This window comes from Pseudoalteromonas sp. 2CM39R (assembly GCF_023161845.1).
Map to the genome: position 1 here is coordinate 382,729 of NZ_JALNTM010000003.1, position 16,013 is coordinate 398,741.

General features: G+C 40.1%; 16 protein-coding genes. 8 read left to right on the forward strand and 8 right to left on the reverse strand.

The window, feature by feature from the left end; all coding sequences use genetic code 11:
• Nucleotides 1-60 precede the first annotated feature (60 nt).
• Both MTF66_RS09015 and MTF66_RS09020 read left to right on the forward strand, forming a co-directional pair.
• Complete coding sequence (locus MTF66_RS09015) at nucleotides 61-1,281, forward strand: Xaa-Pro peptidase family protein (RefSeq protein ID WP_138621882.1); 1,221 nt, start codon at nucleotides 61-63, stop codon at nucleotides 1,279-1,281.
• A gap of 117 nt (nucleotides 1,282-1,398) precedes the next feature.
• A complete protein-coding gene (locus tag MTF66_RS09020) occupies nucleotides 1,399-2,055 on the forward strand; it encodes a DsbA family oxidoreductase (protein ID WP_138621880.1) in 657 nt (218 codons plus the stop codon).
• A 10-nt stretch (nucleotides 2,056-2,065) separates the two neighbouring features.
• Here MTF66_RS09020 and MTF66_RS09025 read toward each other — a convergent pair whose 3' ends face one another.
• From MTF66_RS09025 to MTF66_RS09045, 5 genes are all read right to left on the reverse strand, one after another.
• Complete coding sequence (locus MTF66_RS09025) at nucleotides 2,066-2,869, reverse strand: transporter substrate-binding domain-containing protein (protein ID WP_248527064.1); 804 nt, start codon at nucleotides 2,867-2,869, stop codon at nucleotides 2,066-2,068.
• A 73-nt stretch (nucleotides 2,870-2,942) separates the two neighbouring features.
• Nucleotides 2,943-3,221 (reverse strand): peptidylprolyl isomerase PpiC, encoded by a 279-nt coding sequence (gene ppiC / locus MTF66_RS09030; RefSeq protein WP_008464312.1) that lies wholly within the window; start codon nucleotides 3,219-3,221, stop codon nucleotides 2,943-2,945.
• A gap of 87 nt (nucleotides 3,222-3,308) precedes the next feature.
• Nucleotides 3,309-3,707, reverse strand: a complete 399-nt coding sequence (locus MTF66_RS09035) for a thiol-disulfide oxidoreductase DCC family protein (RefSeq protein WP_138570195.1) — start codon at nucleotides 3,705-3,707, stop codon at nucleotides 3,309-3,311.
• Nucleotides 3,707-4,234, reverse strand: a complete 528-nt coding sequence (locus MTF66_RS09040) for a response regulator transcription factor (RefSeq protein WP_109875211.1) — start codon at nucleotides 4,232-4,234, stop codon at nucleotides 3,707-3,709. Before MTF66_RS09040 ends, MTF66_RS09035 begins: the two co-directional genes overlap by 1 nt.
• A complete protein-coding gene (locus tag MTF66_RS09045) occupies nucleotides 4,231-5,469 on the reverse strand; it encodes a HAMP domain-containing sensor histidine kinase (protein ID WP_138570193.1) in 1,239 nt (412 codons plus the stop codon). Before MTF66_RS09045 ends, MTF66_RS09040 begins: the two co-directional genes overlap by 4 nt.
• Before the next feature lie 364 nt (nucleotides 5,470-5,833).
• On the opposite strand from MTF66_RS09045, the gene MTF66_RS09050 reads away from it, so the two are divergent.
• Together MTF66_RS09050 and MTF66_RS09055 are read left to right on the forward strand one after the other, a co-directional pair.
• Nucleotides 5,834-6,913: a ketoacyl-ACP synthase III gene (locus MTF66_RS09050; RefSeq protein WP_010389122.1), complete on the forward strand. Its 1,080-nt coding sequence runs from the start codon at nucleotides 5,834-5,836 to the stop codon at nucleotides 6,911-6,913.
• Between the two features lie 83 nt (nucleotides 6,914-6,996).
• The gene (locus MTF66_RS09055; RefSeq protein WP_138621876.1) at nucleotides 6,997-7,383 is read left to right on the forward strand and encodes a VOC family protein; all 387 of its coding nucleotides are present in this window, start codon (nucleotides 6,997-6,999) and stop codon (nucleotides 7,381-7,383) included.
• Nucleotides 7,384-7,434: 51 nt separating this feature from the next.
• On the opposite strand, the gene MTF66_RS09060 is transcribed toward MTF66_RS09055, so the two are convergent.
• Nucleotides 7,435-8,796: a M17 family metallopeptidase gene (locus MTF66_RS09060; protein ID WP_138621874.1), complete on the reverse strand. Its 1,362-nt coding sequence runs from the start codon at nucleotides 8,794-8,796 to the stop codon at nucleotides 7,435-7,437.
• An 82-nt stretch (nucleotides 8,797-8,878) separates the two neighbouring features.
• The gene (locus MTF66_RS09065; protein ID WP_010389125.1) at nucleotides 8,879-9,301 is read right to left on the reverse strand and encodes a hypothetical protein; all 423 of its coding nucleotides are present in this window, start codon (nucleotides 9,299-9,301) and stop codon (nucleotides 8,879-8,881) included.
• A 104-nt stretch (nucleotides 9,302-9,405) separates the two neighbouring features.
• Here MTF66_RS09065 and MTF66_RS09070 point away from each other — a divergent pair, with 104 nt between their 5' ends.
• From MTF66_RS09070 to MTF66_RS09080, 3 genes are all read left to right on the forward strand, one after another.
• On the forward strand, nucleotides 9,406-9,564 hold the full coding sequence (locus MTF66_RS09070) for an oxidoreductase-like domain-containing protein (RefSeq protein ID WP_010389126.1): 159 nt from the start codon (nucleotides 9,406-9,408) through the stop codon (nucleotides 9,562-9,564).
• Nucleotides 9,565-9,898: 334 nt separating this feature from the next.
• The gene (locus tag MTF66_RS09075; RefSeq protein WP_054201280.1) at nucleotides 9,899-12,469 is read left to right on the forward strand and encodes a TonB-dependent siderophore receptor; all 2,571 of its coding nucleotides are present in this window, start codon (nucleotides 9,899-9,901) and stop codon (nucleotides 12,467-12,469) included.
• Between the two features lie 144 nt (nucleotides 12,470-12,613).
• A complete protein-coding gene (locus MTF66_RS09080; protein ID WP_138621872.1) occupies nucleotides 12,614-14,056 on the forward strand; it encodes a sulfotransferase in 1,443 nt (480 codons plus the stop codon).
• On the opposite strand, the gene MTF66_RS09085 is transcribed toward MTF66_RS09080, so the two are convergent.
• Nucleotides 14,025-14,933 carry an alpha/beta fold hydrolase gene (locus MTF66_RS09085; protein WP_075170323.1) on the reverse strand — a complete coding sequence of 303 codons (909 nt, stop codon included), beginning with the start codon at nucleotides 14,931-14,933 and terminating at the stop codon, nucleotides 14,025-14,027. The genes MTF66_RS09080 and MTF66_RS09085 overlap by 32 nt on opposite strands.
• 129 nt (nucleotides 14,934-15,062) lie before the next feature.
• On the opposite strand from MTF66_RS09085, the gene rlmF reads away from it, so the two are divergent.
• A complete protein-coding gene (rlmF, locus tag MTF66_RS09090) occupies nucleotides 15,063-15,995 on the forward strand; it encodes a 23S rRNA (adenine(1618)-N(6))-methyltransferase RlmF (protein WP_138621868.1) in 933 nt (310 codons plus the stop codon).
• Nucleotides 15,996-16,013: the final 18 nt, after the last annotated feature.

Genomic DNA, 16,013 nt, shown 5'->3' on the forward strand with positions numbered 1-16,013 from the left:
ATTAATTTGAATTGAACGCATTTAGCCTACACACTATGCAAAATTTTGTAGGAGAAATATATGACCACAGTTGGTATTGGTACACACACACCCGAGCAAGCACTTGCTAGTTTAAGCAATATGACCCACTCAGTAACGCCAATTCAGGCCGATGAGTATTTAGCGCGTATGGCCAAAGCGCAAGCCTATATGCAAGCGCACAACATTGATGCCATTTATTTAAACGCAGGTACCAACTTAACGTATTTCACCGGAATGAAATGGTATGCCAGTGAACGACTTGTTGGCGCTATTTTACCTGCCGTAGGTGATGTGCAATACATTGCTCCACATTTTGAAATTGGCTCTTTAAATGGCTTTAAGGTTATTGATGGCTCAATACACGGCTGGCAAGAGCATGAAAACCCATTTGAGCTATGTGTTAAAGTGCTTAAGCAGCTCAATATTAGCGACACCGCTACCGTTGGTATTGATGAAAGCGCACAGTTTTTTATTTTTGATGGTATCAATAAAGCCAGTTCAGGATTAAAACTAGTTAACGCACAACCTGTAACCGCACATTGTCGAATGCATAAATCAGCCAATGAATTAGCATTAATGCAATGTGCCATGAATATGACTTTAGCGGTTCATCAGGCTACAGCGAGCATGCTTTATGAAGGAATTAGCACCGTAGAAGTCGAAGAATTTATAAAAAAAGCCCATCAAAAAGTAGGTGCCCCAGGTAATTACTTCTGTATTGTATTGTTTGGCCTTGCCACCTCATTCCCACATGGCGTAAAAGATCCACAAATTTTGAAAAAAGGCGACATGGTGCTTATCGATACTGGATGTAAAGTGCACGATTACCTTTCTGATATTACCCGTACTTACGTATTTGGTGAAGCAACCAGCCGCCAACGCCTATTTTGGGATTTTGAAAAAGCGGCACAATTAGCAGCTTTCAATCAAGCAGCCCTTGGCGAAACCTGTGAATCGGTTGACGAAGCAGCCCGCAGTTACTTAGCAGCTCAAGGCTTAGGCCCTGAATACCAAACACCAGGTTGTCCGCATCGTACGGGCCATGGTATTGGCTTAGACATTCACGAATGGCCATACCTAGTTGGCGGTGATAAAACCCCGCTTGCCACAGGCATGTGTTTTAGTAACGAACCCATGCTGGTTATTCCAGATGAGTTTGGGGTTAGATTAGAAGATCATTTTTACATGACAGATGACGGTCCGCGCTGGTTTACTCAACCGAGTCATAGCATTGACGACCCGTTTGGCTTAAACAGCTAACCTGAAAACATTCAATAAAAGAGCAGCACTTTCGTTGCTCTTTTTGTTTAAATATTGATAAGGTAGGCTCTATCCCAATATCCATTGCTATTACAAAGCAATCCTTAAAGGACTCTTATGAAAAACTTTAAAATAGATATCGTTTCAGATGTAATGTGCCCGTGGTGTATTATCGGTTACAAGAACTTAGAAACCGCATTGGCAGAATTAAAAGAAGAAATGAGTGCGGATATTACATGGCACCCTTTTGAGCTTAATCCAGATATGCCACTTGAAGGGCAAGACTTAGACGAGCATTTGCAGCAAAAATACAGCTTAACCGAAGAAGAAAGCGCGCGAAATCGTCAAAACATGGCAGATGCGGGTGAGCGAGCTGGGTTTACCTTTAATTTTGACGGTAAACGCATCATGATCAACAGCTTTGATCTTCACCGCTTGCTAATGTGGGCTCGTGAAGAAGGCAAGCAAACTGAGTTGAAATTGGCGTTTTTTGAAGCACACTTCACCGATTTAAAATATTTAAATCAAGAAGATGCACTACTGGATGTGGTTGAAAGAGTAGGCCTTAACAAAGATACAGCCCGAGATATTTTACACTCAGATAAATACGTACAAGCGGTTCGCGAAGAGCAAAATAACTTTAAGCAAATGGGTATTACTTCAGTGCCTACTTTCATTATAAATGATAAGTATGCGCTTACCGGTGGGCAGCCGAGTGAGTCGTTTATTCAAGCACTTAAGCAAATAAGCGAAGAAGAAGCTAAGCAAGATTAGTTAACAGGCCCTAATGCTTTAGTTTAAATACAGTTCGCTGATTTAAACCAAGCCCGTCCTCAACATCATGGTAAAAATGCGTGTAGAGGGCATCAAGCTCACCTTTTTTTGCTAGCTTTGTTAAACCCTGCTGTAATAAGTCGATAATTGCTTTATTTTTTTCGTTTGCATAAAAGTAATAAAAATTATCGTACTGCAGCATAATATGTGGCTCAATTACAAAGTTGTATTGTGGGCTTTTTTGTATTTCAGCTCTAATCGCAGTTACTGAACGAGGAAAGTAATCGCCAAGTCCTTCATCTAACGCTTTTAACATGCTTTCATAACTCAAATCACCATTAACTGTTAAGCCATTGTTCTTTAATACATAATAATCAGACCAACTTTGCTTTTGTAAGGCTATAAAAGGCTTTAGTTGTTCAAGGGTTTTTATATCTGAAAATTCGCCCAGCCGGCTTTGTTTTATCATCAGTAAACGTTTTGAGTGCAAGCCGTTGTATATTGGAAAGGTTGTGTGTACGAGGCTATTTGCTTGCTCTTTTGACATACTTAACCAAGCAAAATTAATAGCCCCATAGTGCTTTAGCTCTTCTAATACTCGCTTGGTATTCATCGGCTCAACACTATAACTAATATTGAGTTTTACATTCATCTGCGCAAAGCTTTTTTCTAATAAGCTCAAAACATAGTGGTTTCTTGGCATATTAGGTGTGCTTGGTTTTCCTATTTTTAGCGTCACAGTTTGCTCGCTGCCACATGCAAAAAAAGACAGGGCAATGAGGATAACACTGCAGCATAAATTAAATAGCTTCATAGTCATTCCAAGGTGTTTTAGCAGTTATAAAATGAGAAATAGTAAGTATAGCGGGAACTTAAAATTCCGCTTTTTAAGTGCGATAAAGCACCTTAATCACATGCCAACCAAATTTTGTCTTCACTAAATGCGGCTCTAAAATTGCACCACTAAAAGCAACTTTATCAAACTGCGGTACCATTTGGCCGCGTCTAAACTCACCTAAATCACCGCCCTTTTTGCCCGACGGACAAGACGAATATTTTTTAGCTAAGGTTTGAAACTTTGCGCCTTTGCCTAATTGCTTAATGATGTCTTCCGCAATCTCTTTATGTTTTACTAAAATATGCAGTGCGTGCGCTGTATTTGCCATGAAAAAGCCCTTAAAACCTATTTACTAGTAATTAAACGCCGCGATTTTAGCACAGCCTAAGTGATCCAGCACTTGCTAAAAATGTGGTTATAAGTAGTGATCTTCATCTTTTTGTTGAGGAATTCGACAGTACTGGTATTTACCAAATAATGTATAACGGTTTTTAGCCACTTTGTTATAAAGCCAATCAGTCAGCTTTCGTGGTAATAACTTAAATACGCTAATCAACTTCCACGGATAGCCTAACTGACTGAACACTCGAAAAACGGCTTGGCTGCGGGTATATGGCTTTTGTGCTTCTATATAAATCATCGAAGTAAAATCGGTAGTGGAAAAACCAAATTGAGCAAGTAGCGTTTGCCCAGCCGGCGATTGCACGCTGCACAATTTAAATTTAATGCTCGGATCGTGAGCTATAACAAAATTGCACCATGCACTACACAGCTTACATTGCGCATCAAATAAAATAATTTTTTGATTTTGCATTACTGCTGCACTGGTTTTTTTTGTAATTTACGCTGTAGTGTCCGCCTATGCATATTAAGCTGCCTTGCGGTCATTGATACATTACCATTATTACTGTGTAAAACATGTTGAATATGTTCCCACTCTAACCGCTCGGGCGACATAACCCCCTCAGAAATTTCAGTTACTGCCGAACTTGCCACCTCAACTTTAAGTGCTTTTAATAAACTTGCCATATCAACAGGCTTAGTTAAATAGTCATTAGCACCTAAACGCATCGCCTCTACGGCTGTAGCTATACTTGCAAAGCCAGTCAGCAATACAATATGTGCATGAGTGAGTAAATGCCGCAGCGGTGCAATAAGCGACAGTCCATTTTCATCAGCCAGTTTCATATCTAATAAAATACAATCAGGCTGTTGCTGGCGAGCCTTTAGAAGTGCATCAGTTTGATTATGAGTGATCTCGCAGTTAAAACCGTGCTTAGTTAGCCGCCGTGCCAACGTTGTCGCTAAATTAATATCATCCTCAATAATAAGTAGCTTCATGCTTTTGTCTCTGCTGTTAATAGTGGCATCGTTATCTTTGCAACCGCTCCGCCTTCGGGGTGATTATATACAGTTAACGAGCCATTTAACCGCTCAAATGTCACATTTGATAACATAACTGCGATCCCCATGCCTTGCTCACTAGGCATTAACTGCCCACCTAACTCTGCTAACTCTGAGGATGAAAAACCAGCACCAAAATCACGAATAATTAACGCAATGTTTTGTGCGTCAGGTTGCTGCCAACTTAGTTCAAGTTGCACTTGGGCGTTTTTTTGATTAGCAAGTACTGCATTTTGTAATAAATTTAAAATTGCAGGTAACAGCATAGCGTCACTTTGTAATGTGGCTTCAGGTGACTCGTTAAGCCAGTTTATTTGTTGATTGGGGTATTGTAATAGTAACGTATCATGAATTTGATTTTGCAGCTGCTCTGCTTTAATTGGTGCTTGAGTGTTTTTATCTCGTAACTGCGTTGAGAGCTTTCTAAAGTCGTTAAGCTGAGTGCGGCATTGCAATAGCGGCGTTTGCATTTGCTGAATAACTTCATTGTTAGGATGCTCTTCTAAAAGCTCTTCAAATAATAATTGTAAATTAGCAATTGGTGTTGCTAATTGATGAGTAATTTGCGCCGCTGCGCCATCAAGTGTTACTAGTTGTTCATTGCGTAACTGTTTTTCTCTAACTTTGGCAATAGTGCGTTCACGCTGTTGCAAAGCGCGGTTCATAGCCCCTATAACTAACGCAATTACGCAAGCACTTATAACAAAATTAACCCACATACCAATAAAATGACCATTCATATTCATTTGGTGCATACTGTGTTCGGGCATTTTAATTAATAATAAGCTATAGGCGGCAATGGCCAATACAGCAATATAGGCAAGCCCTCGAGCGCTTAGTGTGATTGCAGCTATCATAATTGGCAGCAACAATAACGACACAAATGCGTTAGTTGCACCGCCGCTTAAAGACAACAAAATAGTTAAAAAAAGCACATCGGCGGTCAGTTGCATTAACATGCCAATTGGCTTTGCTTGGCTTACATGCCGGTAGGCAAATACACTGGCTAACTGAAAAACCGCCTCAACAGCAATAACCCCTAACAACGGCATAAGTGCAATTTGATGTTCTAGTAAAAAATACACACTGAGTACCGCAATAAGCTGAACAACAATGGCACCACTGCGCAACATTAATAATCGGCTAATAGCTGGGTCGGTTTTAATTAACACAATAGGGTTCCTGGATACACTGGGTTTTATTATTCATGATTAACATGCTTTTTTTATTGCATCTATTATACACTAAATCGCCTTATATTAGCTGCTGGCTGAGCTGCACTCAAGCATACGTCACGAATGCTTGAGTAAGTATTCAAGGTGATGGACTAGCTTATAAAAAGCACCTAAGCTAAACACTCATTTAATTTACAAAGTAAAAACTTACAATTAACCTTTCACTAAAAATACAACAAACAATTGGTAAAATAGCAGTAATTACAGCTCTATAGCTGCTATAAACTAGAGTTAATAGCTAATTTTTGTTATAACGTATTCATTAGACGAACACGTCATACCACTTTTAAGAGAACACACTATGCCTTACGCACATATCACTGGTTGGGGCAAATGCATTCCACCAGCCAGCATCAGCAACGACGAAATAAGTGAAATTGTAGATACCACCGATGAGTGGATCACCACGCGTACCGGTATCAAAGCCCGTAGAGTTAGCCATGTAAGTACTGCCGAGCTTGCTAGTGTGGCTGCAAAACATGCTATTGCTTGCGCTGGCGTAGATGCAAAAGATATCGATTTAGTTATTTTAGCAACATGCACCCCCTCAACAGTAGTTGCAAACACTGCCTCATTAGTACAAAAAAATATTGGCGCCACTGGCGCTGCAGCCATGGACACCAATGCAGCATGTTCTGGTTTTTTATATGCTTTACAAGCTGCGACAGCGCAAATACAGGCTGGGATGATCAAAAAAGCCGTAGTTATTGCCGCTGAACGCATGACTTGGTATGTAAACTGGGCGCGACGCGACAGTGCTGTTTTATTTGGTGATGGTGCCGGTGCCGTTGTGCTTGAAGCAGCAGAAACACCTGCAGGCTTATTAGGAACTAAAACCGGCTGTGACAGCGAAGATCGTGATATTTTACACATTACTAATTTTGGCAGTGATTTAAATAAATATGAGCCAATTGGCCCATCAGACCTTTTATTTGAAGGGCGTGAAATATTTAAACGTGCCGTTAAAGGCATGAGTGAAGCCTGTGACGACGTGCTTGAACAAGCCAACCTTAAGTTAGACGATATCGATGTACTAGTTCCGCATCAAGCTAACTTACGCATTATTCAAGCAATTCAAAACCGTTTAAAGGTTGAAGACAGTAAAGTAATGGTTAACATTGGCGAATACGGTAATACCTCTGCTGCAACGATTGCCATTGCGCTGTGTGAGGCCGTTGAGCAAGGTTTAATTAAGCCGCATGCCAATATTATGTCGGCTGCATTTGGAGCAGGCCTAACGTGGGCGGCAAGCTATATCAAATGGGGCGAGCGAGTAACCCCCATTGCTGTTAGCGATGCTAAACTTCCACCGTGTGATAAAACAGGTTTAGAGCTTGTTGCACCAGCTGTAAAAGCGTGTAAAGACGCAGAGCCTAGCTAAAAGCTAACATTACACCAAGCAAATATGTATTGATAAACAGCGCACTGCTTTCAGTGCGCTTTTTTGTTTTTTAAGGAAAATATATGCAACTACTAGGCATTCATCATGTAGCCATCATTTGTAGCAACTACCCACGCTCTAAACATTTTTATAGTGAAATATTAAAGCTCTCAATTATTAATGAGCATTATCGAGCAGAGCGTCAGTCTTACAAACTCGATTTAGCTTTACCTGATGGCAGTCAGTTAGAATTATTTTCGTTTAACGATGCGCCAAGTAGACCAAGCTATCCCGAAGCACAAGGACTTAGACATTTAGCATTTAAGGTTAGTAATGTAGAAAACAGTAAAACGTATTTAGAGTCGCATGGAATCGACGTAGAAGAAATAAGAGTGGATGAAATTACCGGCAAAAAATTCACCTTTTTTGCCGATCCAGATGGTTTACCCCTTGAGTTATATGCGCTTTAACATCAAATAACTCAAGGCAAGGTATGTTTGATTTAGTTAACCCTAGTTAGGTTAGTTAAATCGATTTTGTAGGTAAGTAAATACTGCACGAATACCCAGAGCTTCACCACCTGCAGGGCGCCCTGGTAATGCTCGTAAGTTCCATGCCATTACATCAAAATGAACCCATGGTGTGTTTGGCTCTACAAATTCTTTCAAATAAAGCGCAGCGGTTATTGCGCCACCAAATGGCGTACTTGAACAGTTAGTCATATCAGCCACATCGCTTTTCAAAAATGGGGTGTATTGCTCGAATAACGGTAATTGCCAAACAGGGTCGTTAACTTGCATCCCCGAATCCATAATCGCATTAGCGACATCACGTTCCGTTGAGAAAAAGCCTGGCAGTTCTGTCCCTAAAGCAACACGGCACGCGCCGGTTAAGGTAGCAAAATCAATAATTAATTCAGGCTCATCGTTTTGTGCTTCGCTCAAAGCATCACACAGAACTAGTCGCCCTTCTGCATCAGTATTATCTATTTCGACCATAATACCTTTACGGGTTTTTATTACATCGCCAGGGCGAAATGCATTACGCGAAACAGCATTTTCAACCGCAGGTACTAAAACGCGAAGGCGTATTGGTAAGTTAGCAGCCATAATTAATTGAGCCAAGGCAATAACATGCGCTGCCCCGCCCATATCTTTTTTCATGTTACGCATGCCTGAACTTGGTTTTAAATCTAGCCCACCTGAGTCAAAACATACACCTTTACCGACTAATGTAATTTGTGGCGCATCAACCGCCCCCCACTTCAAATCGAGTAAACGCGGTTTGTTTTCACTTGCACGGCCTACCATATGAATAGTTGGATAATTTTGTTCTAATAGCTCATCGCCTACCCATTGGGTAAACTCGCCGTCGAATGTATCAGCTAAATCGCTCATTACCTGTGATAAGTGCTGCGGCATCATATCGGCAGCTGGGGTATTAACTAAGTCGCGAGCTAGATTAATTGCATCTGCTTGTTGTTTTACTTGCTCATATAATGTTTTATCGGCAATGCCAAGCTGAGCTTTTGCTGTGGCTTTTTGTTTATACTCACTGAACTCATAACCACCTAACACAAAGCCTAAAGCAAGTTGAGAAACTAAAGACTCATCACCCTGAATTTGATAGCAGCCTTTAGGTAATTTATTCGCAAGCTCGCCAGCAGCCCAAAAATCATCGACTCGTTGCATAATACAAAATACTTGGCTTAATTCACCGGTTTCTGCGTTTGGTATTAGCGCAAGTCCTGACTTTTCAAAATCGGTATTTGCAAGCCACTGCTGCACAAAGCTTGGTTGCTGAGTAAGCCAGTCTGTTAATTCATTTTTAACAATAAAAGATAGAGGAATTCCTGAAGAGGTATGACGAAGTAAAGCGCTCATTAATGACTCACATAATAGAAAATGATGTCCTAGCATAACAATAAGCACTATTAAAAGGTATAGCTAATTATGTTCTGCTAGCTTACTTCTTCTTTGAGGGAGTTGAGTCTTGCTGTTGGCTTTGTTGGGCAATCTGTTGATCAATTTCTTTAATAGGCTTATTCATACTAAAAGAACTCGGTAATACATCAACACCCACTAACTGCCCTAGTTTAACAACCAGTGGAATAGTTAATGGTGCAAACGGCAATAACGCAAAAACGCCTAGTCCTAATCCTTTTAATATATCTACAAACTGCTCGTTGGCGCGTTTTAGTTCTGCTTTGTTTGTTTGCCCTTGGGTATAACGCCTATAAGTTATTAGCATTTCTTTGGTTTCTTGCTTTTCCTGAGCAAGAGCTATTTTAAGCGCGACCATAGCACGACGAAAGCGTAGTTGTTGTCGCTTTTTACTTATTTTAGCAACCCGCCAGGGTGCACGATGAATGACTTTATATAATCGCATAGCCTGTATTCTCACACAGCGCTCTAAGTTCACAAAGAATAATTTACACGCTTTATTCAATCATTTATTCTAAGCGTCCTTTTTTCCACTTTTGTAATAAAAAAATGCAAAAAAACATCCCTAGTACTAAACCCGAAAGACCAAAATCTGATGAGTGCTGTGGCGGCGGCAGTTGCTGCCCTTGTGTGTGGGATGAATATAAAGAAAAGCTGGCTGCGTGGAAAAAACACCATGGTGAAAATATCAACAGTAAGTCAATTTAATTCAATAATAGAAAATAACTAAAATAGCTTATTTAGTTAGTAATTATGTATCAATGTCTGTTTTTACCCCCTTTTCTCGCCCTAGTTGTGATTAACTCTGCGTTATTTTTAGATAAACCATTTGTTTCCACTTGTTAAATAGTGGTTAATTAGCCATTGCCCTCTTTAGTTTTTTTATCTATAGTCTATTTCGAGGACTCACAGGAGGTGCGCTTAATTAATTAAGCTTTTAGGAGTGAGTTAGCTATATTTGCTCCCCATTGAATGTGAAATGTCCACAAAAATAAGTCAGTAAATAGACTATACAAATCAATTCTAACTGGGGATATTTAGAATGAAATTAAAAAGCAATGCGCTTCAACAGGCGATCAAATTTGCTCTAGCAACAACAGCCGCAGGCTTGTTTGTTTCTGGTTCAGCAATTGCTCAAGAAGAGCAAACCGAAGTTAAAGTAAACAAAAACGTAGAAAAAATTGCCGTAGTTGGTACCCGCTCTGCGCCTCGCTCTATTGGTGACTCACCTGTTCCTATCGACATTATCGGTGGCGAAGAGCTTAGCAAGTCAGGCAACACAGATATGCTAGAGCTGTTAAAAGGGGCTATTCCTTCTTTAAACGTTCACTCAATGCCAATCAGTGATGCCGCTTCATTAGTACGCCCTGCAAACTTGCGCGGACTTCCTTCTGATAGCACACTAATTTTACTTAACGGTAAACGTCGTCATCGTGCCTCTGTTATTGCCTTTTTAGGTGGTGGTATTAATGATGGTGCTCAAGGTGCCGACATTTCAGTTATTCCAAGTATTGCACTGAAACAAGTGGAAGTACTTCGCGATGGTGCTGCTGCACAATATGGTTCTGATGCGATTGCTGGGGTTTTAAACTTCCAACTTAAAGATGCCTCAGAAGGCGGATCTTTCGAAGTTCGTAAAGGCCAATATTACGAAGGCGATGGTGATACAACCCAAATTTCAGGTAATGTGGGCTTACCATTTACCGATAGCGGTTTTGCAAATTTAAGTTTTCAGTACAAAACAGCCGATGCGACCAGCCGTTCAGTACAAAGAGCCGATGCCACAGCACTTGATGCTGCAGGCGTTCCAGACATTGCCCCAATCACCCAAGTATGGGGTGCACCTGAGGTAGATGACGACATCTCTATCTTTGGTAATGTTGGTTTAGAGCTAACTAACGACTCTCAATTTTATATGTTTGGTAACTACTCAGAGCGTGATGTACGCGGTGGTTTTTATTACCGTAACCCACATACTCGCCCTGGTGCATACTCAAATGATGGTGGCGAAACACTTCTTGTTGGTGATTTAACCGGTGATATGAGCGGTAACTGTCCAACCATTATGATTGATGACAACGTTCTTGATAACCCTGACTACATTAATGGTGTAGCAAACAACCCTGATTGTTTCGCATTTAACGAAATGCTTCCGGGCGGTTTTACACCAAACTTTGGTGGTAATATTACAGATACGTCACTCACTATTGGTACTAAAGGTGAGTTTACTGGCGGCTTTTTAGAAGGCGCTTACTATGATTTAAGCGGTACTGTAGGTTACAACGAATCTCGCTACTTTATATACGACACAATCAATGCTTCATTGGGTCCAGATACTCCGCGTGATTTTAGCCCAGGTAAATATGAACAATTAGAGAAAAACTTTAATTTTGATATTTCAAAGGGTTTTGACTTTGACTTAGCTTACGATGTAAACATTGCCGGTGGTTTAGAGTGGCATGAAGAAACCTTTACCGTAGTAGCAGGCGATGAAGCTTCATTTATTGCCGGCCCATTAACTGATCAAGGTTTTGGTATTGGCTCTAACGGTTTCCCTGGATTTAAGCCATCAGATGCGGGCGAATACGACCGTCGTAACTATGCAGCTTACATTGATATTGAAGCGCCATTTACTGAAGAGTTCTTAATGGGCTTAGCGCTTCGCTACGAAGATTACGATACCTTTGGTTCAACCACTAACTATAAGTTAATGGGTCAATACCATCTTACTGAAGATCTAAACGTTCGAGGCTCAATTAGCACCGGTTTCCGTGCGCCTACCGTAGGCCAAGCAAATGTTAGTAACGTACAAACTAACTTAAGCAGTGGTGTACTGGTAGATTCAGCATTGTTACCACCTACAAATCCAATTGCTATTCAACTAGGTGGTACTGAACTTGAACCTGAAGAATCGCAAAGCTACACCTTTGGTGCGGTATACACCATCGGCGATTTATTCTTAACAGTTGATTACTACAACATCCAAGTAGATGATCGTATTAGTCAGTCAGATAAAATAGAACTTAGCCAAGCAGATAAAGACACGCTCGAAGCTGCTGGTGTACCTAACGTACAAAACTTAGCGCAAGTTAGTTTCTTTACCAATGACTTTGATACCACTACTCAAGGTGTTGACTTAGTTGCTAACTACTCGGCTGAGTTGTTCAGTGGTAGCTCTACATTCAGCTTAGCTTACAACTGGAATGAGACAGAAGTAACACGCTCAAGTGATATTACCGGAGCATTTAAAGTAAGTCGTCTTGAAAATGACTTACCTAATCACCGTGCAACACTGAGCTGGGCACAACAATGGGAAAGCTTTTCAGCATTTTCTCGTCTTAACTACTTTGGTGAGTACCAAGGCGTTCACGTAGATTATGATGAAACGGCTAAAATGGCTGATGCAGCAGTCACATTAGATGTTGAAGTAACTTACTTCATGAATGACTCAATTAGTTTCTCAGTCGGTGCACAAAACCTACTGGATCAAGAAGCAGAGAAACTTGATTTCGCCGTAGCACCAAATAACAACTGGGGTGGTAAGTACTACGAAACATCTCCATACGGAATTAATGGTGGCTTTTACTACGCTAAAGCAACCTATACTTTCTAAAATGTGTTAATGATAATCAAAGGCGAAATGTGTAATGCATTTCGCCTTTTTATTACCCTCTATAAACCCATTTAAAATGACTTTTACACTCGCATTTTTTGTGGCTTTGGGGTTATAGTAAATAAAAAGAATATTAGTTGTATTATGCTACTAAAAAAAGCGAATGAGTTATTGTCACAAAACAAGCTTAGAGAAGCTGAGTTTCATTACAAAACGCTATTACAAGCAGAGCCTGACAATGGTGACGCCCTGTTTGGCCTAGGTAAAGTAGCACTGCGTTTAGAACAATTTGATGCTGCTGTGTATATACTACAACGAGCGTGTCAGCACCTCCCTTATGTATTAGAACCTTTGTATGCATTAAGTGATGCATTTAATGCGGTCAACTCCCCTGAAGATGCGCAAAAAGTACTCGAATACGCAACAAGCATTGCCGCAGACAACCCAGACACCCATTATTATTTAGCTCAGCATTATTTAAATTTTGGCGAGCTTGATAAAGCGCAGATCACATTAGAGGAGGCATTAAAGCTTGGGATAGCTCCGGTTACGGCTTATGTTTTATTTGAATTGGTACAATTAGGGCGCTTTAATAAAGCAAATAATTACATTGATCAGTTACACCATTTTTTAACGCAAACAAATAACCTACGCTTAAAAATGGTCTGCTACTATGCTTTAGCTAAAAGTTACGACAAGTTAGACGATACTGATCAAGCGTTTAACTATTTTGTGATTGCCAATCAGCAACAACACAAACTCAGTGAATTTAATACTGAAGATTTAATTGGGTTTTATGATCAACTTATTGAATATAACAATGAAAGTGTGCTCAATTTAGCAAAACTAAATAAGCAGTATCCTGTCACACCTGTGTTTATTATTGGCATGCCACGAAGCGGCTCAACCCTACTAGAACAAATGTTAGCAGGGCACAGTCAATGGGCAACGCTTGGAGAAGACTCCAGTATTAGTAATAAGGTAGTCGCCTTTTTAGAACATAAAACAGGGTTACGCTACCCTCAATGCTTAACTAAGCTAACAACACCTTTAATTAACCAAGCCAGAGCTATTTATTTAGATACGTTAAGCTCTTTTGAGGGCAATTGCGCATTTGTGATCAATAAACTGCCTAGCAACTACCAAAACTTAGGGTTAATTTATATTTTATTCCCAGATGCTAAGTTTATAAACCTGACCCGCAACTTTCATGCAACCGCATTTTCAGTGTTTACTAATTACTTTGCTGAAAACGAACCCTATTTTTGTGATTTAAATGAATTTGCTTTGTATCATCAGCTTTATGAAAAACTGATGAGCCATTGGCAGCAATTTAACCGCTTAGCTATTTATAATTTAAGTTACGAGCAGTTAATTGAAAATCCTAAAGATCAATTAACCGCACTATTGAGTTTTACTGGCTGCGAATTTGAACAGACTTGTTTGGACTTTTACAAAAACAAAAGCGCCGTTACAACGCTCAGTAAACATGCCATCAGGCAACCTATAAATAACAAAAGCCTTGATAAATGGCAGCGTTATGAAGCCCCTTTACTTAGTTTGCTCTCGTTGCCTCAAACCAATTAAGCACATCCATAAACTGTTCTTGGCGTGCCTGAGGGTGAGTAAGCATATTAATATGGTCGTAATCTACTTTGTGCCCAAAGCGGCGGCCATATATTTGCATTTTTTGCACCCCAGTACCTGACTCATCAATAAACTTTTGAATATCGATAGGCTGTGCCAATGCTTTATCTTTTACTGCCGCAATATGTAACGTTGGAGGAAGCGTGAGATTTGCTAATGTTTTAGCGTAATCAAACCCGTCATCACTGTCTATCCACGGGTTTTGTTTCGCCCACTGCATACTTTGATAGTGCGACTTTTGAGTTTCATCATCACTGCCCCACTTTAAGCGTTTTGCCGGTAAATAACCGTGTTTTTTCGCTAAAATTGGTGCCATAAAATACCAAATCAAATTGGCCTGAAATAACTTTTTAGGGTGGTTATTAAATAGCGAACGCTTTGAACCAAAATAGGCACACGCTTTTACATCGTTTATCAGCTCAGGAAAGCGAGCAAACACGCTATTAAGCAACACCCCCCCCCAAGAATGAGCAACTAAAAAGTCAGGTTTTTTACTCTCTAACTGTTCAATTTTCTCAATAAATGCCGGAATATCCTCAACAATCGCCTCAGTTTGTCCATACCGTGCTTGCTTACAAATAGCTGGCTTACTTTCACCACGCCCACGTAAATCAGCTACGTAGCAACAATACCCTTGTTCAGCTAAAAAAGGCGCTAACCCTTTATTGCTATGAGTGTAAAATATTTTGCCATTTTCTACCGCACCATGAATTAATAACACCACAGGCCCACTTGGCTGCTGGTTGGCGATACGGCGCAAATGCAGTGTTTGATGGTCACCTAATTTAATAAAAACAGACTCTTGAGTAACTGCCAAAGCGAATTCCTTATAATTGCTAACAACTCATCCTACCAGTAATAACTGGTAAGCCAAAGGGAAAATTATGCACTTTTTCTGTCTGTATTTGTTACTATTGGCTTTTATTCCTGTTGTTAAAAAAGCCTCATGAAAGCAAAATCAACTCGTTCTAAATTACATCCGCGCAATCAACACAAAAATGGTTACGATTTTAATTTGCTTACCTCGCAAACCCCTTCGTTAACTGCTTTTTTAATTACGACTCCAGCAGGCAATCAAAGTATTGATTTTAGTAATAACTTAGCTGTAAAAACCTTGAACCAGGCGCTATTAAAAAGTCATTACAACATTAACTTTTGGGACATTCCTGAGCACAACTTGTGCCCACCTATTCCAGGTAGAGTAGATTATATTCATTACTTAGCTGACTTACTCAGCGAAAATAATCAGCAGGTTATTCCCACTGGCCGACAAATTAAAGTGCTTGATATAGGCACTGGCGCTAACTTAGTTTACCCGCTAACGGGCAATAGCGAATACCAATGGCATTTTACTGGCAGCGACATAGACTCTGCAGCAATAAAAATAGCCAAGCAGCTCGCTCAGTTCAATAATCTAAAAATAACGCTTAAACAACAAAAAAATCCCGAGCATATTTTTAAAGGGGTGGTTAATGCGAAAGATTTGTATCATTTAACGATGTGTAACCCGCCATTTCACGCCAGTGCAGAAGAAGCCAGTAAAGGCAGTGAACGTAAATGGAAAAACTTAGGCAAAGCGCCTTCGCAAGCACTTAATTTTGGCGGACAAAGTAATGAGCTGTGGTGTGAAGGTGGTGAGTTAGCATTCATTTCTAACATGATCAAAGAAAGCAGGGTTCACAGTGACCAAGTAATTTGGTTTACCTCGTTGGTTTCTAAAAAAGAAACTCTAGCAGCCTTAGAAGCACAGCTAAAACAACAGCCTATTAGTGAATTTAAAATTGTTGAAATGGCACAAGGGCAAAAAGTCAGTCGCTTTATTGCATGGAGCTATTTTGATAAAGCCACCCGAGAACAAATTTGTGAAGAATTAGTATAAAGCCACTTAAGGACACCC

Coding starts and splice junctions, on each gene's coding strand:
- MTF66_RS09025 (WP_248527064.1), bottom strand. CDS start 2,869: ATGAAGCTATTTAATTTATGCTGCAGTGTTATCCTCATTGCCCTGTCT.
- MTF66_RS09075 (WP_054201280.1), top strand. CDS start 9,899: ATGAAATTAAAAAGCAATGCGCTTCAACAGGCGATCAAATTTGCTCTA.
- MTF66_RS09050 (WP_010389122.1), top strand. CDS start 5,834: ATGCCTTACGCACATATCACTGGTTGGGGCAAATGCATTCCACCAGCC.
- rlmF (WP_138621868.1), top strand. CDS start 15,063: ATGAAAGCAAAATCAACTCGTTCTAAATTACATCCGCGCAATCAACAC.
- MTF66_RS09065 (WP_010389125.1), bottom strand. CDS start 9,301: ATGCGATTATATAAAGTCATTCATCGTGCACCCTGGCGGGTTGCTAAA.
- ppiC (WP_008464312.1), bottom strand. CDS start 3,221: ATGGCAAATACAGCGCACGCACTGCATATTTTAGTAAAACATAAAGAG.
- MTF66_RS09015 (WP_138621882.1), top strand. CDS start 61: ATGACCACAGTTGGTATTGGTACACACACACCCGAGCAAGCACTTGCT.
- MTF66_RS09020 (WP_138621880.1), top strand. CDS start 1,399: ATGAAAAACTTTAAAATAGATATCGTTTCAGATGTAATGTGCCCGTGG.
- MTF66_RS09035 (WP_138570195.1), bottom strand. CDS start 3,707: ATGCAAAATCAAAAAATTATTTTATTTGATGCGCAATGTAAGCTGTGT.
- MTF66_RS09060 (WP_138621874.1), bottom strand. CDS start 8,796: ATGAGCGCTTTACTTCGTCATACCTCTTCAGGAATTCCTCTATCTTTT.
- MTF66_RS09055 (WP_138621876.1), top strand. CDS start 6,997: ATGCAACTACTAGGCATTCATCATGTAGCCATCATTTGTAGCAACTAC.
- MTF66_RS09080 (WP_138621872.1), top strand. CDS start 12,614: ATGCTACTAAAAAAAGCGAATGAGTTATTGTCACAAAACAAGCTTAGA.
- MTF66_RS09040 (WP_109875211.1), bottom strand. CDS start 4,234: ATGAAGCTACTTATTATTGAGGATGATATTAATTTAGCGACAACGTTG.
- MTF66_RS09070 (WP_010389126.1), top strand. CDS start 9,406: ATGCAAAAAAACATCCCTAGTACTAAACCCGAAAGACCAAAATCTGAT.